General features: G+C 62.9%; 22 protein-coding genes. 8 read left to right on the forward strand and 14 right to left on the reverse strand.

Features of this window, described 5'->3' with window-relative positions:
- Nucleotides 1-6 precede the first annotated feature (6 nt).
- From BLU76_RS02650 to BLU76_RS02670, 5 genes are all read right to left on the reverse strand, one after another.
- On the reverse strand, nt 7-1,146 hold the full coding sequence (locus tag BLU76_RS02650) for a homoserine O-succinyltransferase MetX (protein WP_063323960.1): 1,140 nt from the start codon (nt 1,144-1,146) through the stop codon (nt 7-9).
- Nucleotides 1,147-1,408: 262 nt separating this feature from the next.
- A complete protein-coding gene (locus tag BLU76_RS02655) occupies nt 1,409-1,702 on the reverse strand; it encodes a DUF167 domain-containing protein (RefSeq protein WP_092150072.1) in 294 nt (97 codons plus the stop codon).
- A gap of 5 nt (nt 1,703-1,707) precedes the next feature.
- Nucleotides 1,708-2,298 (reverse strand): YggT family protein, encoded by a 591-nt coding sequence (locus BLU76_RS02660; RefSeq protein ID WP_063323962.1) that lies wholly within the window; start codon nt 2,296-2,298, stop codon nt 1,708-1,710.
- 10 nt (nt 2,299-2,308) lie between these two features.
- Nucleotides 2,309-3,127, reverse strand: a complete 819-nt coding sequence (proC, locus tag BLU76_RS02665; RefSeq protein WP_072346212.1) for a pyrroline-5-carboxylate reductase — start codon at nt 3,125-3,127, stop codon at nt 2,309-2,311.
- Between the two features lie 35 nt (nt 3,128-3,162).
- Nucleotides 3,163-3,849 (reverse strand): YggS family pyridoxal phosphate-dependent enzyme, encoded by a 687-nt coding sequence (locus BLU76_RS02670; RefSeq protein WP_077508447.1) that lies wholly within the window; start codon nt 3,847-3,849, stop codon nt 3,163-3,165.
- Between the two features lie 53 nt (nt 3,850-3,902).
- Between BLU76_RS02670 and BLU76_RS02675 the strand changes: the two genes are divergently transcribed.
- Entirely contained in the window at nt 3,903-4,937 is a 1,035-nt protein-coding gene (locus BLU76_RS02675; RefSeq protein WP_063323965.1) for a type IV pilus twitching motility protein PilT, read from the forward strand.
- A 183-nt stretch (nt 4,938-5,120) separates the two neighbouring features.
- Here the strand turns inward: BLU76_RS02675 and BLU76_RS02680 are convergent, their stop codons facing one another.
- The gene (locus tag BLU76_RS02680) at nt 5,121-5,732 is read right to left on the reverse strand and encodes a C40 family peptidase (protein WP_072346216.1); all 612 of its coding nucleotides are present in this window, start codon (nt 5,730-5,732) and stop codon (nt 5,121-5,123) included.
- A 249-nt stretch (nt 5,733-5,981) separates the two neighbouring features.
- On the opposite strand from BLU76_RS02680, the gene BLU76_RS02685 reads away from it, so the two are divergent.
- Nucleotides 5,982-6,410 carry an NINE protein gene (locus BLU76_RS02685; protein WP_003206477.1) on the forward strand — a complete coding sequence of 143 codons (429 nt, stop codon included), beginning with the start codon at nt 5,982-5,984 and terminating at the stop codon, nt 6,408-6,410.
- Between the two features lie 123 nt (nt 6,411-6,533).
- Here BLU76_RS02685 and BLU76_RS02690 read toward each other — a convergent pair whose 3' ends face one another.
- The 8 genes from BLU76_RS02690 to gshB form a co-directional block, all read right to left on the reverse strand.
- Nucleotides 6,534-7,805: a dihydroorotase gene (locus tag BLU76_RS02690; protein WP_092221405.1), complete on the reverse strand. Its 1,272-nt coding sequence runs from the start codon at nt 7,803-7,805 to the stop codon at nt 6,534-6,536.
- On the reverse strand, nt 7,802-8,806 hold the full coding sequence (locus BLU76_RS02695; protein WP_003177495.1) for an aspartate carbamoyltransferase catalytic subunit: 1,005 nt from the start codon (nt 8,804-8,806) through the stop codon (nt 7,802-7,804). Before BLU76_RS02695 ends, BLU76_RS02690 begins: the two co-directional genes overlap by 4 nt.
- Before the next feature lie 24 nt (nt 8,807-8,830).
- The gene (pyrR, locus tag BLU76_RS02700; protein WP_060740208.1) at nt 8,831-9,337 is read right to left on the reverse strand and encodes a bifunctional pyr operon transcriptional regulator/uracil phosphoribosyltransferase PyrR; all 507 of its coding nucleotides are present in this window, start codon (nt 9,335-9,337) and stop codon (nt 8,831-8,833) included.
- 85 nt (nt 9,338-9,422) lie between these two features.
- A complete protein-coding gene (gene ruvX, locus BLU76_RS02705; protein ID WP_003177497.1) occupies nt 9,423-9,860 on the reverse strand; it encodes a Holliday junction resolvase RuvX in 438 nt (145 codons plus the stop codon).
- Nucleotides 9,860-10,429 carry a YqgE/AlgH family protein gene (locus BLU76_RS02710; protein WP_003206472.1) on the reverse strand — a complete coding sequence of 190 codons (570 nt, stop codon included), beginning with the start codon at nt 10,427-10,429 and terminating at the stop codon, nt 9,860-9,862. The genes ruvX and BLU76_RS02710 overlap by 1 nt, the downstream gene beginning before the upstream one ends.
- Before the next feature lie 138 nt (nt 10,430-10,567).
- A complete protein-coding gene (locus BLU76_RS02715) occupies nt 10,568-11,707 on the reverse strand; it encodes an RHS repeat-associated core domain-containing protein (RefSeq protein ID WP_092221407.1) in 1,140 nt (379 codons plus the stop codon).
- 198 nt (nt 11,708-11,905) lie between these two features.
- On the reverse strand, nt 11,906-12,802 hold the full coding sequence (locus BLU76_RS02720; protein ID WP_057449546.1) for an energy transducer TonB: 897 nt from the start codon (nt 12,800-12,802) through the stop codon (nt 11,906-11,908).
- Nucleotides 12,803-12,879: 77 nt separating this feature from the next.
- The gene (gshB, locus tag BLU76_RS02725; protein WP_063323969.1) at nt 12,880-13,833 is read right to left on the reverse strand and encodes a glutathione synthase; all 954 of its coding nucleotides are present in this window, start codon (nt 13,831-13,833) and stop codon (nt 12,880-12,882) included.
- A 224-nt stretch (nt 13,834-14,057) separates the two neighbouring features.
- Between gshB and BLU76_RS02730 the strand changes: the two genes are divergently transcribed.
- The 6 genes from BLU76_RS02730 (at nt 14,058) to BLU76_RS02755 (ending at nt 24,255) form a co-directional block, all read left to right on the forward strand.
- Entirely contained in the window at nt 14,058-14,486 is a 429-nt protein-coding gene (locus tag BLU76_RS02730) for a response regulator (protein WP_003206467.1), read from the forward strand.
- A 48-nt stretch (nt 14,487-14,534) separates the two neighbouring features.
- Complete coding sequence (gene pilH / locus BLU76_RS02735) at nt 14,535-14,900, forward strand: twitching motility response regulator PilH (RefSeq protein ID WP_063325209.1); 366 nt, start codon at nt 14,535-14,537, stop codon at nt 14,898-14,900.
- Between the two features lie 10 nt (nt 14,901-14,910).
- Nucleotides 14,911-15,450 (forward strand): chemotaxis protein CheW, encoded by a 540-nt coding sequence (locus tag BLU76_RS02740; RefSeq protein WP_072346228.1) that lies wholly within the window; start codon nt 14,911-14,913, stop codon nt 15,448-15,450.
- 158 nt (nt 15,451-15,608) lie between these two features.
- Entirely contained in the window at nt 15,609-17,672 is a 2,064-nt protein-coding gene (locus BLU76_RS02745) for a methyl-accepting chemotaxis protein (protein WP_092150081.1), read from the forward strand.
- 177 nt (nt 17,673-17,849) lie between these two features.
- Nucleotides 17,850-23,783, forward strand: coding sequence for an Hpt domain-containing protein (locus tag BLU76_RS02750; RefSeq protein ID WP_092150084.1), 5,934 nt, complete (start codon nt 17,850-17,852; stop codon nt 23,781-23,783).
- Nucleotides 23,776-24,255 (forward strand): chemotaxis protein CheW, encoded by a 480-nt coding sequence (locus tag BLU76_RS02755; protein WP_072346234.1) that lies wholly within the window; start codon nt 23,776-23,778, stop codon nt 24,253-24,255. Before BLU76_RS02750 ends, BLU76_RS02755 begins: the two co-directional genes overlap by 8 nt.
- Nucleotides 24,256-24,403: the final 148 nt, after the last annotated feature.

Here is a 24,403-nt window from a genome sequence, read left to right on the forward strand (position 1 = left end):
GCGTCCTCACAGCGTTATACGGTTCATGTAGTTGCCGAACGCCTGCAGGTAGCGCGGGATCGGGATCAAAAAGGCGTCGTGGCCCTGGGGCGCGTCGATTTCCAGGTAGCAGACGTCCTTGCGCGCGGCCATCAGCGCGTCCACCAGCTCCCGCGAGCGCGCCGGGGAGAAGCGCCAGTCGGTGGTGAACGACATCACGCAGAACTTGGCGGTGGCATTGGCGAAGGTTTTCGCCAGGTTATCGTCGAAGTTCGCCGCCGGATCGAAGTAGTCCAGCGCCTTGGTCATCAACAGGTAGGTGTTGGCGTCGAAACGCCCGGAGAACTCTTCACCCTGATAACGCAGGTAGCTCTCGACCTGGAACTCGACGCTGTGGAAGTCGTAGTTGAGCTTTTCGCTCTTGAGGCCACGGCCGAATTTCTCGCCCATGGAGTCGTCGGACAGGTAGGTGATGTGCCCGACCATCCGCGCCAGCATCAGCCCGCGCTTGGGGATCACGCCGTGTTCCTGGAACGAGCCGCCGTGGAATTCGGGGTCGGTGAGGATCGCCTGGCGCGCCACTTCGTTGAAGGCGATGTTCTGCGCCGACAGCTTGGGCGCCGAGGCGATTGCCAGGCAGTGGCGCACGCGGTCCGGGTAGGTGATGGTCCACTGCAAAGCTTGCATGCCCCCCAGGCTGCCGCCGATCACGGCGGCCCACTGGCCGATCCCGAGGCGGTCGGCCAGGCGTGCCTGGCTGTGGACCCAATCTTCCACGGTCAGCACCGGGAAATCGGCACCGAAAGGTTTGCCGGTGTCCGGGTTGAGGCTGCTGGGGCCGGTGGAGCCGTTGCAGCCGCCCAGGTTGTTCAGGCTGACCACGAAGAACTTGCTGGTATCGATGGGCTTGCCCGGGCCGATGCAGCTGTCCCACCAGCCGGGCTTGCGGTCGTCGACGCTGTGGTAGCCGGCGGCGTGGTGATGCCCCGACAAGGCGTGGCAAATCAGCACGGCATTGCTCGCCGTGGCATTGAGGGTGCCGTAGGTTTCGTAGATCAGGTCATAGGCTGGCAACGAACGGCCGCAGGCCAGGGCCAGGGGCTCGCTGAAATGCGCCATTTGCGGCGTCACCAGACCAACGGAATCGGGGGGAAAGGCAGCTGGCATCGACCCTGCTCGCGTTGAAATGAGGCGTAAGTCTAAAGACCGCTGTGGCAGGCGGCAAGCAACGGGCGGCGCTGATTGTTCCTTGAGTGAAAACCCTGTGCCGGATGAGTTTCCTTGTGGCGAGGGAGCTTGCTCCCGCTGGGGCGCGAAGCGGCCCTATCAGGCCGATGTCCCGTACCATAGGTAATAGCGCGTTGCCTGGTTGGGGGCTGCTTCGCAGCCCAGCGGGAGCAAGCTCCCTCGCCACAGGGTTGGTCATTCATCAGGTGGGCCGGACGAGGCCCGGCAACTCCGGCAGCTTCTTCGGCGAATGAATCCGCACCCGCTTCTGCCGGTTCAACTCGCCACTGATCAGGCTGACCTGGCTCTTGGACACGCCAAACGCCTTGGCCAGGAACGCCATCAGGTACGCGTTGGCCTTGCCCTCGACCGGCGGGGCGGTGAGGCGGATCTTCAGGCGGTCACCGTGCAGCCCGGCGAAATCATCGCTGCGGGCTGCCGGTTGCAGGTGACACTCCAGGATCAGGTCGTCGCCATCCCAGCGAAAGTAGCTCACTGGGGTCAGATCAGCAGGCGCAGGATTTCCGGCATCATGGTGATCGCCGCCAGGTTGTTGATCACCAGCATGTCGATCAGCTTGAGCACCATGAACGCCAGGATCGGCGAGATATCCAGGCCGCCAAGGTTCGGCACGATACGACGGAACGGCGCCAGGGCCGGTTCGCAGATCTGGTTGACCAGTTCGGCACCTGGGTTATGGCTGCCCGGCGCGACCCACGACAGGATCACGCTGATGATCATGGCGAAGAAGAAAATCTTCAGGAACAGCGCGGTCACGCCAATGAGCGACCAGATCAGCAGTTGCAACGGGTTGCCGGTGGTGCCGTAGGTCAGCAGCAGGGTCAGGGCCATCAGCGCCAGTTGCACCAGGATCGCCAGTACCAGCGAGGACATGTCCAGGCCGAACACGCTTGGGATGATCCGGCGCAGTGGCTTGAGCAGCGGCTGGGTGGCCTTGACGATGAACTGGCAGAGCGGGTTGTAGAAGTTTGCGCGCACCAGTTGCAGCACGAAACGCAGCAGCACGATCAGCAGGTACAGGCTGCCGAGGGTTTGCAGCACGTAGACCGCTGCAGTGTTCAATCCAATCATGAATAACTCCTTATTGGCCCAGTTGTTCGGCCATTTCGGCCGAGCGGTGCGCGGCGGCGCCGAGTGCTTTTTCCACCAGGGCTTCGAAGCCCCCGGCCTGGAACGATTTGATGGCCGCTTCGGTGGTGCCGGCCGGCGAGGTCACGCGGCGGCGCAGCTCGGCCGCGTCGACGTCGCTGGAGACAGCCATGTGTGCGGCGCCTAGTGCGGTCTGCAAGGTCAGTTGGGCAGCGGTTTCCCGGGGCAGGCCGAGTTTCTCGCCAGCGGCGGTCATGGCTTCGATCAGCAGGAAAAAGTACGCCGGGCCTGAGCCGGAGACGGCGGTGACGGCGTCCAATTGCTGTTCGGTGTCCAGCCACAGTGCCAGGCCGACAGCCGACAGCAGTTCCTCGGCCTGCTGGCGTTGTGCGGCGGACACTTGGGAAGTAGCGAACAGGCCGCTGACGCCCTGGCGCAGCAGTGCCGGGGTGTTGGGCATGCAGCGTACGATCGGCTGCTCGCCGAGCCAGTTGTTCATGCTGGCGCACGTGATGCCGGCGGCAATCGACACCACCAGTTGATGAGGCTTGAGGCTTGGGCGCAGGGCCGCGCAGACGGTTTTCATCGCCTGCGGCTTGACCGCCAGCACGATGACGTCCGCGCCGTCGATGGCCTGGGCGTTGTCGGCGAAGGTTTGGATGCCGTGTTCGCGGCTCACCCGGTTGCGGGTCTCTTCACCCGGATCGCTGGCGCGGATCAGGGAAGCGTCCAGGCCCTTGGCCCGCAGGCCGCCGATCAGGCTGGCGGCCATATTGCCGGCGCCGATGAAGGCAATACGCGTGTTGCTCATGACAGGTCCTTATAAAGAGATGAGTCGGCCATGTTTCAGGATTGACCGTAGTCGCGGGCACCGAACAGGGCCGTTCCGATGCGCACCCAGGTGGCGCCTTGGGCAATCGCTGACTCAAGGTCGTGGCTCATGCCCATGGAAAGGGTGTCCAGCGGTAGCGCCAGGCTGGCTTGCAAGCGTTGGACCGCGGCGAAGGCAGCATCCTGGGCGGCGCGGTCTTCGGTGGGTTCGGGAATCGCCATCAATCCGCGCAGTTTCAGGCGGGGCAGGGCGCTGATAGCGCTGGCCAGGGCGGGCAGGTCCGCTGGGGTGCAGCCGGATTTGCTGGCTTCACCGCTGACGTTGACCTGAATGCAGATGTTCAGCGGTGGCAAGTCGGCCGGACGCTGCTCGGACAGACGCTGTGCAATTTTCAAGCGATCCACGGAATGCACCCAGTCGAAATGTTCGGCGATAGCGCGCGTCTTGTTCGATTGAATGGGGCCGATGAAGTGCCAGATCAAGGGCAGGTCGGTCAGTTCGAGCTGTTTGCCCAAGGCTTCTTGCAGGTAGTTCTCGCCGAAGTCCCGCAGGCCGGCGGCATAGGCTTCGCGCAGGGCCTGGACGGGTTTGGTCTTGCTCACGGCCAGCAGTTTGACACTGTGTTCGGCACGCTGGGCGGCCTGCTCCGCAGCGCGGATGCGCGAACTAACCTGAGCGATGTTGTCTGCTATCGTGGACATAAAGAAGCGCCAGCGGTGAGGTTCGCGGCATTCTACTGGAATTGAGGAGCGCTATGGATATCACTGAGTTACTGGCGTTCAGCGCCAAGCAGGGCGCGTCGGACCTGCACCTGTCCGCCGGGCTGCCACCGATGATCCGCGTTGATGGCGATGTCAGGCGCATCAACCTGCCGGCATTGGACCACAAGCAGGTTCATGAACTGATCTACGACATCATGAACGACCGGCAACGAGTAGATTACGAAAAGTTTCTGGAGACCGATTTTTCCTTCGACGTGCCGGGCGTGGCGCGGTTCCGGGTCAACGCCTTCAACCAGAATCGCGGTGCGGGGGCGGTGTTTCGGACCATTCCGTCGAAAGTCCTGACCATGGAAGACCTGGGGATGGGCGAGGTATTTCGCAAAGTGACCGAGGCGCCTCGCGGACTGGTGTTGGTGACCGGGCCGACCGGTTCAGGCAAGTCCACCACATTGGCGGCCATGATCGATTACTTGAACAGCCACAAGCACCATCACATCCTCACCATCGAAGACCCTATCGAATTCGTTCACGAACCGCGCAAATGCCTGATCAACCAGCGTGAGGTGCACCGCGACACCCAGGGTTTCTCCACGGCCCTGCGTTCGGCCCTGCGGGAGGACCCGGACGTGATCCTGGTGGGGGAGATGCGCGACCTGGAGACTATTCGCCTGGCGCTGACAGCCGCGGAAACCGGGCACCTGGTGTTTGGCACCCTGCACACCACATCGGCGGCCAAGACCATTGACCGGGTGGTGGACGTGTTCCCCGGCGACGAGAAGTCCATGGTTCGTTCGATGCTGTCGGAATCGTTGCAGGCGGTGATTTCCCAGACGCTGGTCAAGAAGATCGGCGGCGGCCGGATCGCGGCGCATGAAATCATGCTGGGCACCTCGGCCATTCGGAACCTGATCCGTGAAGACAAGGTGGCGCAGATGTACTCGGCCATCCAGACGGGGGGGTCGCTGGGAATGCAGACGCTGGATATGTGTTTGAAGGACTTGGTGAGCAAAGGCCTGATCAGTCGCGAGCATGCGCGGGAGCGTGCGCGTACGCCGGATAATTTCTGAGGCGGGGAAGCGGTCAGTAAGGCCTGATACGGTCCCTGTGGCGAGGGAGCTTGCGCCCGCTGGGCTGCGAAGCGGACCCAAAATAATGGGGTCCACAGAGATCATTGGTCTGTTTTGGGGCGGCTGCGCCACCCAGCGGGAGCAAGCTCCCTCGCCACAGGGGGGGCCGGTGAGCGCTTCAGATCAGCGCTGAACCACGCGCATCGCACCCGGCTCTTTCGGCAGCACGCGCTTGGCCACCACGTAATGGGTGTTCCAGTACGGTTTGTTCAAGGTGTCGATGCTCACCGACTTGCCACGGCGCGGGGCGTGGATGAAGCGGTCGTTGCCCAGGTAGATGGCCACGTGGTTGACCCGGCGGCTCTTGAGCTTGAAGAAGATCAGGTCACCGGGCTTGAGGTCCTTGCGCTCGACTTTCTCGCCATGACCGGCGGCCATGGCGTTGGAGGTGCGCGGCAGGTCGAAGGTGGCGTCGTTGAAGGCGTATTTCACCAGTCCGCTGCAATCGAAACCTTTACTTGGGCTACTGCCGCCCCAACGATAAGGTGTGCCCAGTACATTCACGGCGCGACTCAACACATTGCTGCTCGCTTTGGTCGCCATCGGCGGGACCAGCTTGCTGTTGGTCGTGCTCACGCGCTGGGCGCTTGGCTTGTCCTTGCTCAAGGAGGCAGAGACATGGGATTTCGGGGTATAGCCGTTGACGTTGGGAAGACGTTGCTCACGATTGGTGGCGTGGGCGGCCAGTGGCAATAATAGGCAAATGGTTAGCCATGTCTTGAAAAATGGACGCATTAGGCAAGGCTCTTAAAGGTTGGCGCGCAACTTTATAACAGCTTTTTTTGCCATTCCGAGGCCGTTTGTCGATTCGAAACGCAGCGAAAAAACCGGCGAAATGCGACAAGTTGACCTGATTGTCCGACAGAACCCCTATATCACGGGGCTTTCGCCGGTTCGAATCGCCCAGGACCGCTTGTCGGCTGGACACGAAAAAGTCACAAAAACTCCGAAAAAATTTATCTATCGAGGCAAAAGAGGCCATTCATGAACAGCTATCAGCAGGACGCAATCCGCGATACCCACAGCAAAGTCATTGGGTATCTGCTGTGGATTTTCGGTTTTACCGGCGCCCACCGTTTCTATTACGGCAAGCCGGTCACGGGCACGATCTGGTTCTTCACCTTCGGCCTGCTGGGCATTGGTTGGCTGATCGACCTGTTCCTGATCCCGGCCATGGATCGCGAAGCGGACCTGCGGTTTACCCCGGGGCCTATCGAGTACAGCGTGGCGTGGATTCTGCTGACGTTTCTCGGGGTGCTGGGCGTACACCGCATGTACCAGGGCAAATGGCTCAGCGGGATCCTTTACTTGCTGACTGGCGGGGTATTTTTCCTGGGGGTGCTATATGACTTCTGGACGCTGAATGATCAGGTGTCGATCCGTAATGCGCAGAAGCGTGGGGCTTTTCAGTAAGACCTGGTCGCCTGCATCGCGAGCAAGCTCGCTCCCACACTGGATTGAGGTGTTCACACATCATGTGTTCACCAAAGATCCACCTGTGGGAGCGAGCTTGCTCGCGATAGGCGCGGCGCGGTATCAGGCCTGGTGGGTAATCCGCCCATCCATCAGGGTGTAACGCACCGCACCCGGCAGGCTATGGCCGATGAACGGGCAGTTGTCACCCTTGGAGCGCCAGGCTTCACCGGCCACGGTAGACGCGGCGGGGTCGAACAGCACCAGGTCCGCCGCTGCGCCAACCGCGAGTTTCCCCGCCGGCAATTGCAGTGCCTGGGCCGGGCCGTCGCTCAGGCGTGCCAGCAGGGTCGGCAGGTCCAACAAGCCGTCTTCCACCAGCGTCAGCGCCAGCGGTAACAGCAGTTCGACACTGCTGATGCCCGGCTCGGTGGCGCCGAACGGTGCCAGCTTGGCATCGCGCTCATGGGGTTGGTGGTGGCTGGAGATGGCCGAGATCACCCCGGATTTCACCGCCTCGCGCAGGCCATCGCGGTCGGCGCGGGTGCGCAGTGGCGGCTGGACGTGGTAGACGCTGTTGAAATCGATCAGTGCTTCGTCGGTCAGGATCAACTGGTACAGCGCCACATCGGCGGTCACCGGCAAGCCGCGGGCCTGGGCCTGGGCGATCAGTGCCGCACCGCGAGCACTGGTCAGTTGGCTGAAGTGCGCGCGCACGCCGCTTTGCTCGACCAATAGCAGGTCCCGGGCCAGGGCCACGGTTTCGGCGGTTTCCGGGATGCCCGGCAGGCCGAGGAAACTGGCGGTCGGGCCTTCGTGGGCCAGGCCGCCTTCGGCCAGGTCATGGTCCTGGGAGTTGAAGATCACCGTCAGGCCGAAGGTCGCCGCGTATTCCAGGGCGCGGCACAGGGTGCGGGTGTTGCGGAAACTGTTCAGGCCGTTGCCGAACGCCACACAACCGGCGTCCCGCAGGGCGATGAGCTCGGCCAGTTGCTCACCGTCGAGGCCCTTGCTCAGTGCGCCGATCGGGAAGACCTTGGTGTTTCCGGCTTCGCGGGCGCGGTCGAGGATCAGTTCGGCCACGGCCGAAGTGTCCAGCACCGGTTTGGTCTGCGGCGGGCAGCACAGGCTGGTCACGCCACCGGCAGCGGCGGCCCGGGTTTCGCTGACGATGCTGCCTTTGCGGCTGTAGCCCGGTTCGCGCAGGGCGACGTTCAGGTCCACCAGGCCCGGGGCGGCCACCAGGCTGTGGGCGTCGAGGATTTCAGCCGCCACGAAGCCGGTGGGGGCGGCGCCCAGGGCGACGATCTTGCAGGCATCGATATGGATATCAGTCACTTGATCCAGGCCACTGGCTGGATCGATCACGCGTGCGCCGAGAATGCTGAGCTTCACTGGGCGTTCTCCTGGTCGAATTGGCGCTGGGCCGTTTGCCCGCTCATGGCCATGGACAGCACGGCCATGCGGATGGCGATGCCGTAGGTCACCTGATTGAGAATCACCGAGTGCGGCCCGTCGGCCACCGCCGACTCGATCTCCACGCCGCGGTTGATCGGCCCCGGGTGCATGACGATAGCGTCCGGCTTGGCCCCGGCCAGGCGGGCGGTGGTCAGGCCGAACAGGCGGTAGAACTCGCCTTCGCTGGGCAACAGGCCGCCGGTCATGCGCTCGCGTTGCAGGCGCAGCATGATCACCACGTCCACATCCTTGAGGCCTTCGGTCATGTCGGTGTAGACCTTCACGCCGTATTGCTCGACGCCTATGGGCAGCAGGGTCTTCGGCGCGATCACGCGGATGTCCGGGCAGCCGAGGGTCTTGAGGGCCAGCATGTTCGAACGGGCCACCCGCGAGTGCAGGATGTCGCCGACGATGGCCACCGACAGGTTTTCGAAGCTGCCCTTGTGTCGACGGATGGTCAGCATGTCCAGCATGCCCTGGGTCGGGTGGGCGTGACGGCCGTCGCCGCCGTTGATGATCGCCACCTGTGGGCAGACGTGCTCGGCAATGAAGTGCGCGGCGCCGGAATCACCGTGGCGCACGACGAACATGTCGGCGGCCATGGCTTCGAGGTTGCGCAGGGTGTCGAGCAGGGTTTCGCCCTTGCTCGCCGAGGACGTGGACACGTTGAGGGTGATCACGTCCGCCGACAGCCGCTGGGCCGCCAGTTCGAAGGTGGTGCGGGTGCGGGTGGAGTTTTCGAAGAACACGTTGCACACGGTCTTGCCGCGCAGCAACGGGACTTTCTTCACCGCCCGGGCACCCACTTCGAGGAAGGAGTCGGCAGTGTCGAGGATTTCCGTCAACAGCTCGCGGCGCAGGCCGTCGAGGGACAGGAAGTGCCGCAGCTGGCCCTGATCGTTGAGCTGCAGCGGGCGCTTGGTTTCGAGAGGCGTCATCGCGATGGACTCTTACAAGGGCAGTTAAAGGGCAAGGTCTTGCAGTTCGAGTTGCAGTGGCGACGGCCCGGAGAGCTTGACCCGCTCATGGGCGGCCAGCGTCAGCGTCGCGCCGACCACGTTCGGCCGGATCGGCAGCTCGGCGGCGTCCAGGTCCAGCAGGCACACCAGCGTCACGCTGGCCGGGCGGCCGTAATCGAACAGTTCGTTCATGGCGGCGCGGATGGTCCGGCCACTCATCAGCACGTCGTCGATCAGGACCAGGTGCTGGCCCTCAATCTCGAATGGCAGCGCCGAAGGACGCACTTGCGGGTGCAGGCCGTTCTGGCTGAAGTCGTCGCGGTAGAAGGACACGTCCAGGGTGCCCAGTGGTGATTGGCTGCCCAGTGCTTCGAGCAAGGCCTGGGCGACCCAGACGCCGCCGGTGCGAATACCGATGTAGCGCGGTTCGCTGATGCCGCGGTGTTCCAGGTGTGCCGTGAGACGAATCGCCATCTGGCTGATCAGTTCGGCAGGATTGGGCAGGCTCATGCTGGCTCCTTCAGGTTCCCGGGCCGGTGGTGAGTGGCGCGGCTTATCGCTAAAAGAAAGCGCCTTGGCGGCGCTTTGTAAAAAATCAGGTTTCGAACAGGGCGGCGTTGGCGTCGAGCCAGCCTTGCAACAGCAGGGCGGCGGCGATGGCGTCCACCGGGTTGTCGCGGTAACTGCCTTTCTGCCCGCCACGCACCAGGCGCTCGCCCTTGGCCTCGAAGGTGGTCAGGCGCTCGTCATGGGTATAGAAGGGCAGGTTGTAGCGGCCATTGAGCCGGCGGGCGAACTTTTCGGCGCGCAGGCACATGTCGCTGGGCGTGCCGTCCATGTTCAGCGGCAGGCCGACCACCACGGCATCGGGTTTCCACTCCTTGATCAGCGCTTCGACCTGGTTCCAGTCCGGAACGCCATTCTGCGCCTTCAAGGTGCACAACTCGCGGGCCTGGCCGGTAATGACCTGGCCGACCGCTACGCCGATCTGTTTGGTGCCGTAATCGAAGCCCAGCAGCAAGCGCAGCGCCATCAGGCGTGTCCTGCCTGGCTGGTGAGTAGGCTGAGGTTGACCCCCAGCCGGCTGGCCGCCGCTTCCAGGCGCAGTTCGCTGCTGGTGTTGAACAGGATGTCGGCGTCGAACGGGCAGGTCAGCCAGGCGTTGTCGGCCAGTTCGGCTTCCAGTTGCCCGGGTTCCCAACCGGCATAGCCGAGGGCGATCAGGCTTTTCTCCGGGCCGACGCCGTCGGCGATGGCGAACAGCACGTCCTGGGAGGTGGACAGTGACACCCCGTCCAGGTCCACGGTGGCCTGGTATTTGGGGCCCGACGGGTGGAGCACGAAACCGCGGTCAGTCTGCACCGGGCCGCCGATGAAAATCGGCACGTGCTGGCACAAGAGTGGCGGTTCGACCTCGGGGCGCAACTGCTCCAGGATGTCCGCCAGGTTCAATTCCTGCGGGCGATTGATTACCAGCCCCATGGCCCCATTGGCCGTGTGCTCGACGATGTAGGTCAAGGTGTGGGCAAAATTCGGATCGGCCATGTGCGGCATGGCAATCAGGAAGTGATGCTTGAGGTAGGTGGGGCTGACGTTTTTCATAGGCGCTAGTGTGGCGCTGGGCGGGGCGGCTGACAAGCGGTGTCAGCGGCATGGCCGGCAAGCAGTGCGCGGGCCGGTAGGTTCCGCCTTGTCGAGCTGGCAAGGGCGCGCGCCTCGAAGGAATGTGTTTTATAGACGTTAACCTCGTTGTCGAGGACTGCGCACTTTATTTCTCAGCTCATGCAGATGATTGAATCTCTTCACCGCTTCATCGTAGGGGTCGCGATCTGGAGTTGATAGGTTTTGGGCTATCCACTCAATGTCTTGTGCGCTGACGTCATTAATCATGGAACTGGTTGTTTCAGGAGAGTCTAGGAGATCTTGGAGTTGCAAGGACCATGTTTTTGCAGGTTGGCGTGGCTGGTCTTTTACTAGGTGTGACTGTAGACGATAGACTTTGCCTTTTACCCAGTTGTCAGAACCCTTGTAGTTGCTGTATTTGTGTCTAGTCGCTTCAATCAGCGCAATAATTTTCTCCGGTATGGGCACAGATGTTTTTTCAAGTTGGTCCCCATATGCCCGATGGGTTAAAAAAAATTTATTCGCGGCTAAATCCTGAAGAGATATTCCTCGGTGGGCGCTCTCAAAGGCGCCGGGTATACCTTCGTTAATAAGCTTCTGTAGTTGTTCATCTGCAGATATTTTATACGTGTGGAATGTGTGGATTGTATCTGTAGTTGCACGATTGATTTTCTTGCTTAAAAAATGAAGTTTAATTTTTCTGAAAGGAATTCTCATTATCCATTTTACTGGTAAATGGCCATTATTGTCCCTCCTGTTTATTGGGTCTCCCAGGCAATAGGCATAGCTGTTCAAGATACCCGGCCTGAAGGGGCTCCAGCTGTCCGGGCTGTTGAAGCGCATCAGCACTGGGTTGAAAGCCCGGTAGCCATTGCCCAGTAGATAATGGCCCGTTATGGGATCCGGGCGTTCGCCGTTGAAACCGAGCAGGCTCAGCAGGCCGTTTTGCGCAGGGCGATGACCATAGGCCGAATAGGCCACGGGGTTGCGTTCACCCGCGCTGTCGAGCGTGTGCAGGATCGAGCGCTGCTGGTCGGTTGCCAACAGGCGCGTCTCGCCTGGCTGGCTCTGTTGAGCCAGGAGCAAGTCTGCTTGCTGGACCAGTGAATACCGCAGGGCGCCCTGGATTTCGGTGGCCAGGCGGTGCCGACAGTAGAAGCGCTGCAGGTCGGGTTGGCCTGGCACCTGCTGGCCGACCAGTTTGTCCAAGGGGTCGTAGTGATAGCGACAAAGCAATTGCTTTTCAACAGTCGACATGACGTACACCTGGGTTGGCATCGTCAGGCATTGTGCGGGCGGCCATCGTCGGGTGCTACAGACAGAACAGTTAGGTTTTCCTCCTCGCCCGGACCTGGCAAGGCCCTGCTGCCAATGGCTAATGTCGGGTTTGTGCTGGCCAGCCTGGCGGCCCGACTCGCTCACTGCATGCAGTTGGGCGAGGCACGCCGCTCTCGTTCAATTGCTCGAAAGCCGATCGCCACGGGCAAACTTCCAGGTGCGGATGATTTCCAGTCGGTCGATGTCCGACAAATCCCCGGTAAACGGCGCGAACGGCGCAGCCAGGCGCACGATCCGTTGGGCGGCCTGGTCCAGCAGCGGCTGGCCGGAGGACTCTAGTACCAGCACTTCATACAACGAGCCGTCGCGGTTGATCGAGACCATCAGCCGCAGGTTGCCGTAGATCTGTTTGCGCCGGGCTTCGTCGGGGTAGTTGAGGTTGCCGATGCGCTCGACCTTCTTGCGCCATTCGTCCTTGTACCAGGCGCCCTTGTCGCGCATGGTCGAAGCGGCGCTCAGGCGATGGATGCGCGGGCGCTTGGCGTAGAGCTGTTGCTCCTGGGCCAGTTCGGCTTCCAGGCTGGCGATGTCGCTGGACAACTGTGAGCTGTCGAAAGTGGGTTCGGGGGCCTTGGGCTTGGGATCAGGCTTGACCTCTTCCTTGACCGGGGCCTTTTTCGGTTTTGGCGCCACGGTGGTCACGGCGGCCTTGGGCGCCGTCTCCTGCACCTCGGGCTTGGCGGCTGGCGGCGGGGTGACTTTTTGTACCTTGGTATCCTGGAATGGCGCGATCTCGGTGGTCTTGGGGATCGCCTTTTTTTCCAGGGTGCCACTGCCTTGCTGGTTTTCCTGGGCGAGGAAGTCGGCCTTCTTGGGCTTGGTCTCGCTCTTGAAGGTGGCCAGGGTGATTTCCAGCGTCTGGCTGATCTGCTTGGGTTCGACCGTGGCAAACCCGACGCCCAGCAGCAGCGCCAGGTGGATCAACGCCGCCAGGAACAGGGTAAAACCGAGGCGATCAGCCGGGCGCACGCCACGATGGGCGAGCTCTTGGGGCAGATCGGACGGGAGTGTCATGACAAGGAAACCAACATCGCGTTTTTTTCAGGCCGGGCATGATAGCGCAATGTGGGTTTCCTTCAGCAGGATCTGGATCAACGAGCCTTGAGCTTCTGATCGATGGCATCCATCAGCATCCCGCCGATGTCGGTGCCAAAGGCGTTGTCGATCTCGCGGATGCAGGTCGGGCTGGTGACGTTGATTTCCGTCAGGTGCTCGCCGATCACGTCCAGGCCCACGAACAACAGGCCTTTCTCGCGCAGGGTCGGGCCGACCTGGGCGGCGATCCAGCGATCCTTCTCGGTCAATGGACGCGCCTCGCCACGCCCGCCGGCCGCCAGGTTGCCACGGGTTTCGCCGGCGGCCGGGATGCGCGCCAGGCAATAATCCACCGGTTCGCCGTCGATCATCAGGATGCGTTTGTCACCGTCGACGATGGCCGGCAGGTAGCCCTGGATCATGATCTGCTGCTTGCCGTGCAAGGTCAGGGTTTCGAGGATCACCGACAGGTTCGGGTGGCCGGCGGTGTGGCGGAAAATCGAAGAGCCGCCCATGCCGTCCAGGGGTTTGAGGATCACGTCGCCGTGGTGGTCGGCGAACTCACGCAACACGTCCGGGCGACGGCTGACGATGGTGGGTGGCGTGCACTGCGGGAACAGCGTGGCGAACAGCTTTTCGTTGCAGTCGCGCAGGCTCTGGGGCTTGTTGACCACCAGCACGCCGGCGTTTTCAGCCTGTTCCAGCAGGTAGGTGGAGTACACGAACTCCATATCGAACGGCGGATCCTTGCGCATCAGGATCACGTCCAGGTCGCTCAGCAGCGCGTCGCTCTCGGTGCCCAGCTCAAACCACTTCTCGGGGTTGGCGAAGACTTTCAGCGGCTTCATCCGCGCCCGAGCCTGGCCTTCGGCCTGGTAGAGGTCGCGCTGTTCCATGTAGAACAGCTCCCAGCCGCGCTTCTGAGCGGCCAGCAGCATGGCCAGCGAGCTATCCTTTTTATAGGAAATGCTGGCGATAGGGTCCATGACAATGCCGACGCGTACGCTCATGGCTTGGTTCCTCGAAATGTGATGGGCACATAATGGCGTGAAAAAGTGGCGTCAGAGTGGCGCCCGGAAGATTGGCGGTCAAGGAAAAACCACCGCGCCGAGCGGCCGATAGATCGGCGATGGAGACTGTGCTAAAAAGGCTGCCATGTGACGTGCGGGCCTTGAACATCAAGGGTTTGCGCTGTCGATCACACTTACGCGTTAAAAACCGGTTTGCAGTGGCAATGGCAGAGCATCTCACGCAGCAGCAACCCAGCGCCTTGAAGGTCATGGTCATCGACGATTCGAAGACCATCCGCCGCACCGCCGAAACCTTGCTGCGCAACGTGGGCTGCGAGGTGATCACGGCCGTCGATGGTTTCGATGCCCTGGCCAAGATCGCCGACCATCATCCGGGCATCATTTTTGTCGACATCATGATGCCGCGCCTGGATGGCTACCAGACCTGTGCCCTGATCAAGAACAACAGCGCGTTCAAGGCCACGCCGGTGATCATGCTGTCGTCCCGCGACGGGTTGTTCGACAAGGCCAAGGGGCGCATCGTCGGTTCCGATCAGTTTTTGACCAAGCCGTTCAGCAAGGAAGAACTGCTGGGCGCGATACAGGCCCATGTCCCGGGCTTTGCCGCTGTCCAGCCGCATCAGGCACATTAATGACACTTGGCCAACGGGCCAGGGGTCAACAAGAAAATGGGGAACACCATGGCACGAGTTCTGATCGTCGATGATTCGCCGACTGAAATGTACAAACTGACCGGCATGCTGGAAAAGCACGGCCATCAGGTCCTGAAGGCCGAGAATGGCGCCGATGGCGTGGCCCTGGCCCGCCAGGAAAAACCCGATGCGGTGCTGATGGACATCGTCATGCCCGGCCTCAACGGTTTCCAGGCCACGCGCCAGTTGACCAAGGACCCGGACACCGGCCACATCCCCGTGATCATCATCACCACCAAGGACCAGGACACCGACAAGGTCTGGGGCACGCGCCAAGGTGCGAGGGACTACCTGACCAAACCGGTGGACGAAGAAACCCTGATCGCGACCCTGAACAAAGTGCTGGCGGGTTGACGGCACGGCCATGAGCCAATCCCTGACTGCATTCGAACTGCTGCTGCAGATCGACCGGCGCTGCCGGTTGCTGGGGGCGGACCTGCCCTCCCAGCCGGCCCATCGCGCCGGTTGGAGCGGCATCGGCTTTCGCTTGGGCGAGCACTGGTACGTGGCGCCGATGGGCGAAGTCAGCGAAGTGCTGCACGAACCACGTCACACGCATTTGCCCGGGGTCAAGCCGTGGGTGCGTGGAGTGGCTAACCTGCGCGGGCGCTTGTTGCCGTTGATGGACTTGTGCGGGTTCTTTGGCCACGAGCTGTCGACCGTGCGCAAGCAGCGGCGCGTGTTGGTGGTGGATCACGACGAGGTGTTCGCCGGGTTGTTGGTGGACGAGGTCCTTGGGCTGCAGCATTTTGCCCAGGAAAGCCTGGAACCGACGCTGGTGGACGACCTTGACGGCCCCGAAGCGGCCTTCGTCAAGGGGCGGTTTGGCGGCGAGCGCGAGTGGCAAGTGTTCAGCCCGTTTGCCCTGGCGCGGTCGCCGGGGTTCATGGATGTGGCGATTTAACGAGGTGCAGCGCAGGCCCCTTGTGGGAGCGAGCTCGCTCGCGATTGCGGTGGGTCAGCTAAATCACGGCTGACTGATCCAATGCTATCGCGAGCGAGCTCGCTCCCACATTGGTTCGGCGGTGACTGGGTTGGATTGGGCAGTACAGGCGAGAACCGATGATCAAAGCAAAAACAGGCAAGCCACTGGAAGCGTCGCGCAGTCGTTCGCAGATCATCGTGCTGTTCGTCGCGCTGATCGTCTTCATCATGCTGCTGTTCGCCAACTTCGCTTACCTCAACACCCAGTCCGCCTACGACAAGCAGTACATCGGCCATGCCGGTGAGCTGCGGGTACTGTCCCAGCGCATCGCCAAGAACGCCACCGAGGCTGCCGCCGGCAAGCCCGCGGCATTCAAGCTGCTGAGCGATGCGCGCAATGACTTCGCCCAGCGCTGGGGCTACCTGAAACAGGGCGACCCGGTGACCGGCCTGCCCCCGGCGCCCGCCACCCTGCGCCCGCAGATGCGCGCCGTGCAGTTGGATTGGGAGCGCCTGCTCAAGAACACCGATGCCATCCTCTCCAGCGAACAGACCGTGCTGTCGCTGCACCAGGTGGCGGCGACCCTGGCCGAAACCGTGCCGCAGTTGCAGGTCGAGTACGAAAAAGTCGTCGAGATCCTGCTGCAACGCGGCGCGCCGGCCGCCCAGGTGGCCATGGCCCAGCGCCAGTCGTTGCTGGCCGAACGGATTCTCGGCGCGGTGAATACCGTGCTGGCGGGGGACGAAAACGCCAGCCAGGCCGCCGACACCTTTGGTCGCGACGCCGCGCGTTTTGGCCAGGTGCTCAACGGCATGTTGCAAGGTGACCCGGCCCTGAAGATATCCCAGGTCCAGGACCGCGATGCCCGGGCACGCCTGAGCGAAATCAGCGAGCTCTTCGAGTTCGTTTCCGGCTCGGTGGACGAAATCCTTGAAACTTCCCCGGAGCTGTTCAAGGTCCGCGAATCGGCCGGCAACATCTTCAACCTGTCGCAGACCCTGCTCGACGAGGCTTCGCACCTGGCCACGGCCTTCGAAAACCTCGCCGGCGGGCGGTCCATCAATACCATCGGCGGCTATGTGCTGGGTTTGCTGGCGCTGATGTCGATCATCCTGATTGGCCTGGTGATGGTCCGCGAAACCAACCGCCAGTTGCACGAAACCGCACAAAAGAACGAACGCAACCAGAACGCGATCATGCGGTTGCTGGATGAAATCGAAGACCTGGCCGATGGCGACCTGACCGTCACGGCCTCGGTCACCGAGGACTTCACCGGCACCATCGCCGATTCCATCAACTATTCGGTGGATCAACTGCGCGACCTAGTGGCGACCATCAACCTGACCGCCGGCCAGGTCGCCGCTGCGGTGCAGGAAACCCAGGCCACGGCGATGCACCTGGCCCAGGCCTCCGAGCACCAGGCCCAGCAGATTTCCGAAGCTTCGACTTCAATTAATGAAATGGCCCAGTCCATCGACCAGGTGTCGGCCAATGCCGCCGAGTCGTCGGCGGTGGCCGAGCGGTCGGTGGAAATTGCCAACAAGGGCAACGAGGTGGTGCACAACACCATTCACGGCATGGACAACATTCGCGAACAGATCCAGGACACCGCCAAGCGCATCAAGCGCCTGGGTGAGTCATCCCAGGAAATTGGCGACATTGTCAGCCTGATCGACGACATCGCTGACCAGACCAACATCCTGGCACTCAACGCCGCCATCCAGGCGTCCATGGCCGGTGATGCCGGGCGCGGGTTCGCGGTGGTGGCCGATGAAGTGCAGCGCTTGGCCGAGCGCTCTTCGGCGGCGACCCGGCAAATCGAGACCCTGGTGCGGGCGATCCAGGCCGACACCAATGAGGCGGTGATTTCCATGGAGCAGACCACCACCGAAGTGGTGCGCGGTGCGCGACTGGCCCAGGACGCCGGCGTCGCCCTGGAAGAAATCGAAGGCGTGTCCAAGACCCTGGCGGCGCTGATCCAGAGCATCTCCAACGCTGCGCAGCAACAGACCACCTCGGCGGGGCAGATTTCCTTGACCATGAACGTGATCCAGCAGATCACCTCGCAGACCTCATCCGGTTCCACCGCCACTGCCGAGAGCATTGGCAACCTGGCGAAAATGGCCAGCCAGCTGCGCCGTTCGGTGTCGGGTTTTACCTTGCCGGCGGCGGCAGCGGCTGGCGATGAGGAAAAAGGGTGACTGGTTTGACCTGTCTGGTGATGAAGATCATTTGTGGCGAGGGGATTTATCCCCGCTGGACTGCGAAGCAGTCCCGAAATAGCCAGTCTGGGACATAGATGTTGGATTCAGCATTTTTGGGGGCCGCTTCGCGCCCCAGCGGGGATAAATCCCCTCGCCACAGGATTTGGAGTGGTTATGGGTGATCGGCACGACTATGTGGCCCTGGAATGGGTCAAGGGCGAGATTGCCGAAACGCTGAAGCAGGCTCATCTGGCCCTCAACCGCTTGGTGGACGATCCGCAGGCGTCGGACGCCCTCGGGCAATGCCTGGCCTGCATTCACCAGGTCCACGGCGGCCTGCAGATGGTCGAGTTCTACGGTGCGGCGCTGCTGGCCGAGGAGATGGAGCAGCTGTGCGCCGCCCTGCAGGACAACCGCGTCACCCATCGCGACGAAGCCATCAGCCTGTTGAGCCAGGCCTTGGGGCAGTTGCCGATCTACTTGGACCGCGTACAAGGTGCCCGTCGCGACCTGCCGCTGGTGGTGCTGCCCTTGATCAACGACCTGCGCAGTGCCCGGGGCGAGAGCCTGTTGTCGGAAACCAGCCTGTTCAGCCCCGAGTTGCCCGATATCGCGCCGCTCAGCGACGAGGCGTTGCAGCGCCTCGAACCCGCGGACCTGCCAAACACCTTGCGCAAACTGCGCCAGACCCTGCAAATGGCCCTGGTGGGCCTGTTGCGCGAACAGGATGACGCGACCCACCTGGGTTACCTGGCCAAGGTCTTCCACCGCCTGGAAACCTTGTGCGCTGGGGCGCCGCTCAATGCGTTATGGCAGGTGGCCTCGGCGCTGGTCGAAGGCATGCGTGACGGGCGTATCGCCAACAGCCCGGCGCTGCGCAGCCTGTTCAAGGAAGCCGACAAGGAGCTCAAGCGCCTGCTGGACCAAGGCATGCCTGGCATCAATCAGCCGGCACCGCCCCACCTGCTCAAGAGCTTGTTGTTCTATATTGCCAAGGCCGAACATCCCAGCGGGCAGATGCAGATCATGAAAGAACGCTACTCACTGGACGACGCGCTGCCCGACAGCGCCATGGTCGACGAAGAACGCGCGCGCCTGGCCGGGCCCGACCGCGATGCCATGCGCTCGGTGCTTGCCGCGCTGTGCGAGGAGTTGGTACGGGTCAAGGAGCGCCTGGACCTGTTCGTGCGCAGTGACCGCCAGCATGCCTCGGAGCTGGACAGCCTGTTGGCGCCCCTGCGGCAGATCGCCGACACCCTGGCGGTGCTCGGTTTCGGCCAACCGCGCAAGGTCATCATCGATCAACTGGCGGTGGTCCTGAGCCTCGCCCAGGGCCAGCGCGAGCCGGATGACGCGACCCTCATGGACGTCGCCGGAGCCTTGCTCTACGTCGAGGCGACCCTGGCCGGCATGGTCGGCACCGTCGAGCCCGAGAGCCGCGAAGACACCCACCTGCCCACCACCGACCTGACCCAGATCCACCAGATCGTCATCAAGGAAGCCCACACCTGCCTGCAACAGGCCAAGGACATGATCGTCGACTACATCGACGCGGACTGGAACAGCGAGCAACTGCAACCCTTGCCGGCGCTGCTGACCCAGGTGCGCGGCGCGCTGGCGATGATTCCCCTGAGCCGTGCCGCCAGCCTGGTGGAGGCCTGCAACGCGTTCATCCGCGACCACCTGTTGCTGGACCAGGCCCAGCCGGGGTGGGAAGAACTCGACCACCTGGCCGACGTGATCACCGGCCTCGAATACTACCTGGAGCGCTTGAGCGAGGACCCGGAAACCTCCGGCGAGCCGTTGCTCAATGGGGTCGAGCGGAGCTTGGCTGCGCTCGGTTATTTCCCTGACGAAGCGCGGGTGCCGGTGCTCGACGATGTGTTGAGCCCCAACGAAGCCCAGGTCATGCAGGACTTGCAGGAACTGGATGACCCGCAGACGGTGCAATCCTTGGCCGAAGTGCTGGCCAGTCCGATCTCGGCGGTCAATCCGCCGGCCAGGAGCACCCCGGGCAGCCTGTTGCCGCCACCGTTGGATGAACGTCCGGTGGACGACGAGTTGCGCGAGGTCTTCCTCGAGGAAACCGGCGAGGTGTTGGACGTCCTGCGTGAATACCTGCCGCGCTGGAGTGCTCATCCCGACGACCACGGCGCCCTGAGCGAACTGCGCCGGGCCTTCCATACCCTCAAGGGCAGTGGCCGGATGGTCCGGGCGCTGGTGCTGGGTGAACTGGCCTGGGCCGTGGAAAACCTGCTCAACCGGGTCCTGGAGCGCAGCGTCGAGCCGCAGGCCTCGGTCCGCCAGTTGGTTGAAGACACGGTGCAGTTGTTGCCGGCCCTGGTGGCTGAATTCGCGGCCAATCACCAGCGCCAGCGCGACGACGTCGACCGCTTGGCCGCCCGCGCCCATGTCCTGGCCAAGGGCGGCGACGAGGAGGATGAAGACGAGCAGGACGTGGCCGCTCTCGATCCGCTGCTGTTGAAGATCTTCGACAACGAAGCCCAGGGCCACCTCGCCAGCCTCAATCGCTTTCTCGATCAGTCGGCCGACCACCTGCCCTTGCAGGCCAGTGATGAATTGCAGCGGGCCTTGCATACGCTCAAGGGCAGCGCTTCGATGGCCGGCGTGCTGCCGATCGCCGAACTGGCGGGGGCGATGGATGAGCTGGCCCGGGAATACCGGGCGCATCTGATTGCCCTCGACCTGGATGAAGTCGAATTGCTGCTGGAAGCCGAAGGGCTGCTGCGCCGTGGCTTGCGCCAGTTGCACAGCGAGCCGCTGGCGGCGATCCCCGGGGCCGAGGATCTGATCCTGCGTGCCCAGGCCCTCCTGGCCGAGCGTCTGCACGCCGCCAACAATGCGCCAGACAAAGTGCTGCGCACCAAGCGCGACCCACAACTGATCAACAATTTCCTCGCCCAGGGCATGGACATCTTGCTGGACGCCGAAAGCCTTTTGCAGCGCTGGCAGCAGCACCCCGGCGAAGGCCAGGAACTGAGTGCGCTGCTCGATGAGCTGACCACCCTCGGCGAAGGCGCGCACTTGGCCGACTTGCACCCGGTGGACGAACTCTGCGAAGCCTTGCTCGACCTCTACGGTGCGGTAGAGGAAAGCAGCCTGGCGGTCAGCAATGAATTTTTCCAGGAGGCCCAGCGCGCCCATGAAGCGCTGATCGACATGCTCGATGAGCTGGCGGCCGGGCAGCATGTGCATCCGCAGCCGGCGCGGGTACAAGCCTTGCGCCGCCTGCTCCAGGAGAGCCTCGACCCGTCGGCCACCGGTCTGATCCGCAGCGACGGCAGCCGCACCCTGAGCATCCGCGAACTGGGCCACGCAACGGCGGAAATGGAGCGTGACGCGCCCGTCGATACCTCGATGGAAGATGATCTCTCGGCGATTTTTCTCGAAGAGGCCCAAGACATCCTCGAAAGCGCCGCACAAGCCTTGCAACGCTGGTTGGCCGATCCGGATAACGGCGCGCCGCTGTCCTCGCTGCAACGTGACTTGCACACCCTCAAGGGCGGTGCGCGAATGGCCGACATCCGGCCGGTGAGCGACCTGGCCCAGGAGTTGGAAAACCTTTACGAAGGACTGGTGGACCGGCGCTACAGCTACAGCGAGGAGCTGGCGCAACTGCTCGCCAGCAGTCATGAACGCCTCGACCTGTTGCTCGGGCAGTTGCAGCAGGGCCAGCCGTTGGGCGATCCCGTTGCGCTGATCGACGCCATTCGACGGTTCCGCCAGGACAAGCCGAACGCCATCGAGACGAGCGCAGCGGCCCAGGCCGACGGCGCCGGCCATGATCCCGAGTTGCTGGAAATCTTCCTTGAGGAAGGCTTCGACATCCTCGACAGCTCGGGCGCGGCGCTGCTGCGCTGGCAGGAAGAACCGTCGAATCGCCAGGCCGTGGAAACCTTGCTACGGGATTTGCACACCCTCAAGGGCGGTGCGCGCATGGTGGAAATCGTCCCCATCGGCGACCTGGCCCACGAGTTGGAAAACCTCTATGAAGGCCTGTCGGCGGGTCTGCTTCAGCCGACCCCGGCGCTGTTCACCTTGTTGCAAAGCAGCCATGACCGACTGGCGCAGATGCTCGACGCCGTGCGCGCCGGCCACCCGTGCCCGCTGGCGGATCGGCTGATTGCACAGATCCAGGCGGTGAATCATCCCCAGGAGAATGCCGCGCCGCAGGCTGTCTCGGCGCCGGAGCCGGTGCCTACTCCCATCGTCAGCCCACCCGCGGCGCCAGCACGACCGGACCCCGGCGCGGCGGGCGACGGTGCGGACATGGTCAAGGTCTCCGCCGAACTGCTCGACGACCTGGTGAACCTGGCGGGCGAAACGTCGATCTTCCGTGGGCGTATCGAACAGCAGGTCAACGACGCGCGCGTGGCCCTGGGCGAAATGGAAACCACCATCGAGCGCATGCGCGATCAGCTGCGACGGCTGGATACCGAAACCCAGGGGCGAATTCTCAGCCGACAACAGGTCGAGGCCGAGCGCCTGGGCTATGAAGAGTTCGACCCGCTGGAGATGGACCGCCATTCCCAGTTGCAGCAGCTGTCCCGGGCACTGTTCGAGTCCGCCTCGGACTTGCTTGAGCTCAAGGAAACCCTTGATCGCAGCAATCACGATGCCGAGGTCCTGCTGCAACAGCAGGGGCGTATCAACACCGAGCTCCAGGAAGGCCTGATGCGTACGCGCATGGTGCCCTTCGAGCGTATGCTGCCCCGGCTCAAGCGCATCGTCCGGCAAGTGGCGCAGGAGCTGGGCAAGGACGTGGAATTCCTGGTCGGCAACGCCGACGGCGAGATGGACCGTAACGTGTTGGAGCGCATGGCTGCCCCTCTTGAACATATGCTGCGCAACGCCGTCGACCACGGTCTGGAGCCGGCCGACGTGCGCATTGCCGCCGGCAAGCCGGCACGAGGACGTATCAGCCTCGACCTGTCCCGGGAAGGCGGCGACATCATTTTCGACATCCGCGACGACGGCGCCGGCGTGCCGCTGGAGGCGGTGCGCAGCAAGGCGATCAAGCGTGGTTTGCTGGCGCCGGACAGCGACATCAGCGACCGCGACGTGCTGCAGTTCATCCTGCAACCAGGGTTTTCCACTGCCGAGAAAATCACCCAGATCTCCGGGCGTGGCGTCGGCATGGACGTGGTCCACGAAGAGGTGCGGCAATTGGGCGGCAGCATGGTCATCGATTCCACGCCGGGGCAGGGCGTGCATTTCCGCATTCGCCTGCCGTTTACCGTGGCGGTTAACCGGGCGTTGATGGTGCACTGTCACGAAGACCAGTACGCGATCCCGCTGAACACCATCGAGAGCATTGTGCGGGTGTTGCCCGCCGAACTGGACGGCCATTACCAGCTCGATCCGCCAACCTACACCTACGCCGGGCAGCGGTACGAGTTGTGCTACCTCGGTGAGCTGCTGAAAACCGGCGCCCGGCCGAAACTGCTGGGCCAGAGCCAGCCCTTGCCGGTGCTGCTGGTGCAGTGCAACGAGCGGCATGTTGCGGTGCAGGTGGACGCTACCGCCGGGACCCGAGAGATTGTGGTCAAGAGCCTCGGTCCGCAGTTCTCGGCGGTACAGGGCCTGTCCGGGGCGACGATCCTGGGGGACGGCCGGGTGGTGTTGATTCTCGACCTGCTGGCGCCGATCCGCGCCTTGCCCCACCAGGTGCCGCGCCGCCAAGTGCCGGTAGAAGGCGAGGGCGAACCGCAACGGCCGCTGCTGGTGCTGGTGGTGGACGACTCAGTGACCGTGCGCAAGGTCACCAGTCGCCTGCTGGAGCGCCATGGCATGCACGTCCTGACTGCCAAGGATGGCGTGGATGCCATGGCGCTGCTGGCCGAGCACGCCCCGGACCTGATGCTGCTGGACATCGAGATGCCGCGCATGGACGGCTTCGAAGTGGCCACGCAAGTGCGCAACGACCCGCGCCTGGCGCATTTGCCGATCATCATGATCACCTCCCGCACCGGCCAGAAACACCGCGACCGCGCCATGGCCATCGGCGTCAACGACTACCTGGGCAAGCCGTACCAGGAATCGGTGCTGCTCGACAGCATCGCCCACTGGAGCAAGACCCATGCATGACCTGCACCACTCGCGTACCGACCACCTCACCGGCCTGCTGCTGCCACTGGCCGACCGCCACCTGATCCTGCCCAACGTGGCCGTGGCCGAGTTGATCGACTATCAGAGCAGCGCCTTCGACATGGACACCCCGCCGTGGTTTCTGGGGTGGGTGAGCTGGCGCGAACGGCAGATCCCGCTGCTGAGCTTCGAATCGGCCTGTGGCCAGAAAACCGTGATTGGCGAACGAGTGCGCATCGTCGTCCTCAACGCCCTGGGCGGGCGTCCGGAGCTGAGGTTCATCGCACTGTTGGTGCAGGGCATCCCACGCTCCTACAAGCTCGACACTCAACTGAGCTACGTCGACGTGCCGCTGTGCGGGTTGGAGCAGGCGGCGGTGCAGGTGGGGGAGCATGTAGCGAAGGTGCCGGATTTGTTGGCGTTGGAGGAGTTGGTGGTGGCTGCGGGATTGGTTCGGCAGCACAAATCCTGAGACATACGAAGTTCCAATGAGCTTGCCCGCGAGGTGGCCTGATAGTCGTTGACCGGGTGCATATCCATTTCTGCGGTAACGGCCACTTAGGGTTCCGCCCTGACGGCGGGTCACTTTCGAAAATCCGGAAGCCGGCCCAGGCGAAAGT

Source organism: Pseudomonas sp. NFACC08-1 (assembly GCF_900106735.1).
Taxonomy (GTDB): Bacteria; Pseudomonadota; Gammaproteobacteria; order Pseudomonadales; family Pseudomonadaceae; genus Aquipseudomonas; species Aquipseudomonas fluorescens_Q.

Coding starts and splice junctions, on each gene's coding strand:
- BLU76_RS02675 (WP_063323965.1), top strand. CDS start 3,903: ATGGATATCACTGAGTTACTGGCGTTCAGCGCCAAGCAGGGCGCGTCG.
- BLU76_RS02680 (WP_072346216.1), bottom strand. CDS start 5,732: ATGCGTCCATTTTTCAAGACATGGCTAACCATTTGCCTATTATTGCCA.
- BLU76_RS02730 (WP_003206467.1), top strand. CDS start 14,058: ATGGCAGAGCATCTCACGCAGCAGCAACCCAGCGCCTTGAAGGTCATG.
- BLU76_RS02745 (WP_092150081.1), top strand. CDS start 15,609: ATGATCAAAGCAAAAACAGGCAAGCCACTGGAAGCGTCGCGCAGTCGT.
- BLU76_RS02740 (WP_072346228.1), top strand. CDS start 14,911: ATGAGCCAATCCCTGACTGCATTCGAACTGCTGCTGCAGATCGACCGG.
- BLU76_RS02650 (WP_063323960.1), bottom strand. CDS start 1,146: ATGCCAGCTGCCTTTCCCCCCGATTCCGTTGGTCTGGTGACGCCGCAA.
- pilH (WP_063325209.1), top strand. CDS start 14,535: ATGGCACGAGTTCTGATCGTCGATGATTCGCCGACTGAAATGTACAAA.
- BLU76_RS02715 (WP_092221407.1), bottom strand. CDS start 11,707: ATGTCGACTGTTGAAAAGCAATTGCTTTGTCGCTATCACTACGACCCC.
- BLU76_RS02710 (WP_003206472.1), bottom strand. CDS start 10,429: ATGAAAAACGTCAGCCCCACCTACCTCAAGCATCACTTCCTGATTGCC.
- BLU76_RS02750 (WP_092150084.1), top strand. CDS start 17,850: ATGGGTGATCGGCACGACTATGTGGCCCTGGAATGGGTCAAGGGCGAG.
- BLU76_RS02755 (WP_072346234.1), top strand. CDS start 23,776: ATGCATGACCTGCACCACTCGCGTACCGACCACCTCACCGGCCTGCTG.
- pyrR (WP_060740208.1), bottom strand. CDS start 9,337: ATGAGCCTGCCCAATCCTGCCGAACTGATCAGCCAGATGGCGATTCGT.
- ruvX (WP_003177497.1), bottom strand. CDS start 9,860: ATGGCGCTGCGCTTGCTGCTGGGCTTCGATTACGGCACCAAACAGATC.
- BLU76_RS02695 (WP_003177495.1), bottom strand. CDS start 8,806: ATGACGCCTCTCGAAACCAAGCGCCCGCTGCAGCTCAACGATCAGGGC.
- BLU76_RS02720 (WP_057449546.1), bottom strand. CDS start 12,802: ATGACACTCCCGTCCGATCTGCCCCAAGAGCTCGCCCATCGTGGCGTG.
- proC (WP_072346212.1), bottom strand. CDS start 3,127: ATGAGCAACACGCGTATTGCCTTCATCGGCGCCGGCAATATGGCCGCC.
- BLU76_RS02685 (WP_003206477.1), top strand. CDS start 5,982: ATGAACAGCTATCAGCAGGACGCAATCCGCGATACCCACAGCAAAGTC.
- gshB (WP_063323969.1), bottom strand. CDS start 13,833: ATGAGCGTACGCGTCGGCATTGTCATGGACCCTATCGCCAGCATTTCC.
- BLU76_RS02660 (WP_063323962.1), bottom strand. CDS start 2,298: ATGATTGGATTGAACACTGCAGCGGTCTACGTGCTGCAAACCCTCGGC.
- BLU76_RS02670 (WP_077508447.1), bottom strand. CDS start 3,849: ATGTCCACGATAGCAGACAACATCGCTCAGGTTAGTTCGCGCATCCGC.